This is a genomic window from Microbacterium sp., assembly GCF_043427715.1.
Classification (GTDB): domain Bacteria; phylum Actinomycetota; class Actinomycetes; order Actinomycetales; family Microbacteriaceae; genus Microbacterium.
On sequence record NZ_JBHWTD010000066.1, the window covers coordinates 1 to 3,344 of the forward strand.

The 3,344-nt window shown below is 65.7% G+C and carries 3 protein-coding genes, 1 pseudogene and 1 other annotated feature; all 4 genes and pseudogenes read right to left on the reverse strand.

Going from position 1 to position 3,344, the window contains the following annotated elements:
• Positions 1-202: 202 nt before the first annotated feature.
• The gene (locus ACHFGS_RS07030; RefSeq protein ID WP_394280440.1) at positions 203-1,147 is read right to left on the reverse strand and encodes an IS3 family transposase; all 945 of its coding nucleotides are present in this window, start codon (positions 1,145-1,147) and stop codon (positions 203-205) included.
• Positions 1,055-1,183: a sequence feature (AL1L pseudoknot), on the reverse strand. Its footprint overlaps the gene before it by 93 nt.
• Before the next feature lie 25 nt (positions 1,184-1,208).
• The gene (locus tag ACHFGS_RS07035) at positions 1,209-2,366 is read right to left on the reverse strand and encodes an IS30 family transposase (RefSeq protein WP_341580141.1); all 1,158 of its coding nucleotides are present in this window, start codon (positions 2,364-2,366) and stop codon (positions 1,209-1,211) included.
• A 68-nt stretch (positions 2,367-2,434) separates the two neighbouring features.
• Positions 2,435-2,713: pseudogene (locus ACHFGS_RS07040) on the reverse strand (transposase); the annotation flags it as partial.
• 127 nt (positions 2,714-2,840) lie between these two features.
• On the reverse strand, positions 2,841-3,218 hold the full coding sequence (locus ACHFGS_RS07045) for a type ISP restriction/modification enzyme (RefSeq protein WP_394280441.1): 378 nt from the start codon (positions 3,216-3,218) through the stop codon (positions 2,841-2,843).
• Between the last annotated feature and the right edge of the window lie 126 nt (positions 3,219-3,344).

Sequence of the window (3,344 nt, forward strand, 5' to 3'; positions counted from 1 at the left end):
CCCTCTCTTGCCCGGTCCATGGCGCGGTCTTCCAGCGCTTCTGCCAGTGAGAAGAGGAACGCGAGAGTCGCCGCTTCACCGACGTGTCCGAGCAGCACTGCTCCGATGGCAGCGATTGTCATCAGCAGCCCCACGCCCAGACGACCGTGCATCAGCCGACGCGCCGCGCCAGGAACGAACTTTGATGTGAATCGCCCCGGGTTTAATGGAGGGCGAGTTCTCCCAGCGCCGGCTGGTGCTGGGGGTTGTTCTCACGGTAGTACTCGTTCTCCTTCTCGATGGGTGTGACGTATCCGATCGATGAGTGCAGGCGGTTCTCGTTGAACCAGTGCACCCAGGAGAGCGTGGCGAGTTCGAGCTCATCGGCGGTGCGGAACGGGCCGTCGATCTTCACGCACTCGGTCTTGTAGAGCCCGACGACGCTCTCGGCGAGGGCATTGTCATAGCTGTCGCCGACCGTCCCGATCGACGCGATCGCGCCGACGTCCGCGAGTCGCTCCGCGTAGCGAATCGCGGTGTATTGAGCTCCCGCGTCCGAGTGCTGAATCACTCCCGCGACGTCTTGACCGGCCCGGTCTCGGACCCAGAGCGCCATCTCCAGCGCGTCCAAGGGCAGATCGGTCGGCATCCGGTCCATGGTCCGCCAGCCCACGATCCTCCGCGAGAACACGTCGGTGACGAAAGCGGTGAATGCCATGCCCGACCACGTCGGCACATACGTGAAGTCGACGACCCAGAGCTCGTTCGGCCGGTCCGCGCGGAAGCAGCGTTGCACGTGATCGGGGGGCCGGAACGACGCCCCGTCCGCTCTCGTGGTGATGAACTGCTTCCCACGACGGACCCCGCGCAGCCCCTGCTCCCGCATGAGTCTTTCGACCGTGCAACGGGCGACGATGATGCCCTCGCGGCGCAGCAGCCGCCAGATCTTCCGGGCTCCGCTGATCCCGCGGCCCAGCTTGCGGTCCCAGAACACCCGCTCGATCTGCACGATCAACTCCGCGTCCGCGATAGCTCTCGCCGACGGCGCACGCTTCTTGAACGCGTAGTACCCGGACGGGGCGATCGGCACGGCATGCGCGGTGAGCACCCGGCAGATCGGCTCGACCCCGAACCGGTCACGATGATCGTCGATGAACTGAACTACCACGGCAGTCGCGGGTCGAGCTCCCGCGCGAAAAACGAGGACGCCGCCAACAGGATCGGCGGATTCAAGCGGTGGTCGCAATGAGTTCTGTGAACTTCTCCGATGGTGTCAGATAGCCGAGCGTTTTGCGTGGTCGTCCGTTGAGCGAGTCCTGGATCGCGGTCAGCTCAGCGCGGGTGACGATGCTCAGATCGGTGCTCTTCGGCAGGTACTGGCGTAGCAGTCCGTTGGTGTTCTCGTTGCTTCCGCGCTGCCACGGGGAGTGCGGGTCGCAGAAGTAGATCGGGATGCCGGTCGCTGTGGTGAACTCGGCGTGCTTGGCCATCTCGGCGCCCTGATCCCAGGTGATCGTCCGCGCCAGCGACGCCGGAAGCGCGGTGATCGCCTCGCGCATTGCGGCCTCCACCTTGTCGGCGCTCTTCCCGTCGGGCAGGTGCAGCAGAAGTGTGAGGCGGGTGCTGCGTTCGACGAGGGTTCCCACGGCGCTGCGACTGTTCTCGCCGAGGATCAAGTCGCCTTCCCAATGCCCCGGCACGGCACGGTCTTCGACCTCTGCGGGGCGCTCGCTGATCATCACCATCCCTGGCAGCCGGCCCCGCCCGTCCGTCGCGGTCCGCGACTTCCGTGCCGCCCGCCCCGACCGCAGGCAGCGGGCGAGCTCGCGGCGCAGCTGCCCGCGTCCCTGCACGAACAGGGACTGGTAGATCGTCTCGTGACTCACGTGCATCTCCGGGTTGTCGGGATGCTCCAAACGTAAGCGCGCGGCGATTTCCTGCGGCGACCACAGTTGCTCCAGCTGCGTCGTGACGACCTCGAGCAGCCGTCCACTGTCGAGCTTGAACGGCTTCGGTCGGCGGGCCTGCTCTCGTGCGTCCTCGTGCGCCCGCCACGCCGAGTACTCCTCCCGTCCGCCGCCGCGCTTGACCTCGCGGCTGACCGTCGACACCGCGCGTCCCAGGGCACGCGCGATCGCAGTAAGCGTGTCACCGCGGGCGAGGCCGACCAGGATCTCCTCACGGTCGAAGACCGTCAGATGCCCCTCGCGCGGCTCCCAGCCGAACGGCTTCCCGTCGAGGTGACGGCCCTCCCTCGCCATGCGGCCGACCATCGGCGCCGTGCAGCCGATCTCGCGGGCGATATCGATGAGCCGCCACCCCTTCGAGTGGAGACGGAGCGCGAGCTGCTTCTGCTCGCGACTGAGATGACCATGTTTGCCCTGCAACGAATGCCTCCCGAGATCAGCGCCTGCTTCATCTCACAGCACCCGTTGCGTTGACCGGTTGAATCCGCCATCTCGTTCGCACGCTTCAGCTCGCGCACTTCGGCCTCGAGCGCTTTGATGCGCTGCGCCTCGCTGGTCGTCGTCCCAGGGCGCTCGCCCGCGTCGATCGCGGCCTGCTTGCACCAGCCACGCAACGTGTCGGCGTTGACCCCGACACGTTGCCCGATCCGGACTACCGCCGCGTTCAGCGACAGCTCCGGATCTTCCTTCCTGGCCTCGGCAACAAGCCGCATCGCACGCTCACGAAGCTCCGGCGGATACTTCCTCGGTGCTGGCATAGGTCTCATCCTCTCGGGATTTCAGACCCTCCACGAGACCCGGGGCGATTCAGCACTCCAGTCTGGCGATGCCCGCTCTGCGGACTCATCCAACTACCCACGTGAGGCAGAACGGGTGAGTGTGGGGGGACCGCTTCTACGCCTGCATGTCCAACTCGGCGGAGTCTTGCGCGGTCGGGGCGACGCGTGCTGCGGCGTCCGGTGAGGCAATGGTGTGCGGGTCGATCAGGTTGCTATCCATGACCTCGCCGAGCAGCGCTGCGTGCTCGGACTCGACCGACCGCAAGTAGGCGATCGTATTGATTAGGTCGAGCAGTTCTTTCGTGAGGGACCACGTGGTTGGACGCAGCTTGTCGAGGTCGGACGTCGCTTTTCCCGCTCGGTCGCGCATGCGATACGCGAGCCACCGCTCGAGTACTGCATACCCACTGACAGCGAAGGTCCACACTTCCTCTGCGACGCCTTCAATGGTTCCGGCGCCCACCGTGAGCGTCTCAGTAGTGGAGTCCCGCATAGTGGTGTAGCGCGCGGTGGCCCGGGCTCGTCGGATGCGACGTAGACGCGGTCACCGTGTGATCCTTCGAGAAGTCTCTTACCTCCACTCGAAAGGCATCATCACGATGACCGCTCCTCACATTGT

Coding starts and splice junctions, on each gene's coding strand:
- ACHFGS_RS07045 (WP_394280441.1), bottom strand. CDS start 3,218: ATGCGGGACTCCACTACTGAGACGCTCACGGTGGGCGCCGGAACCATT.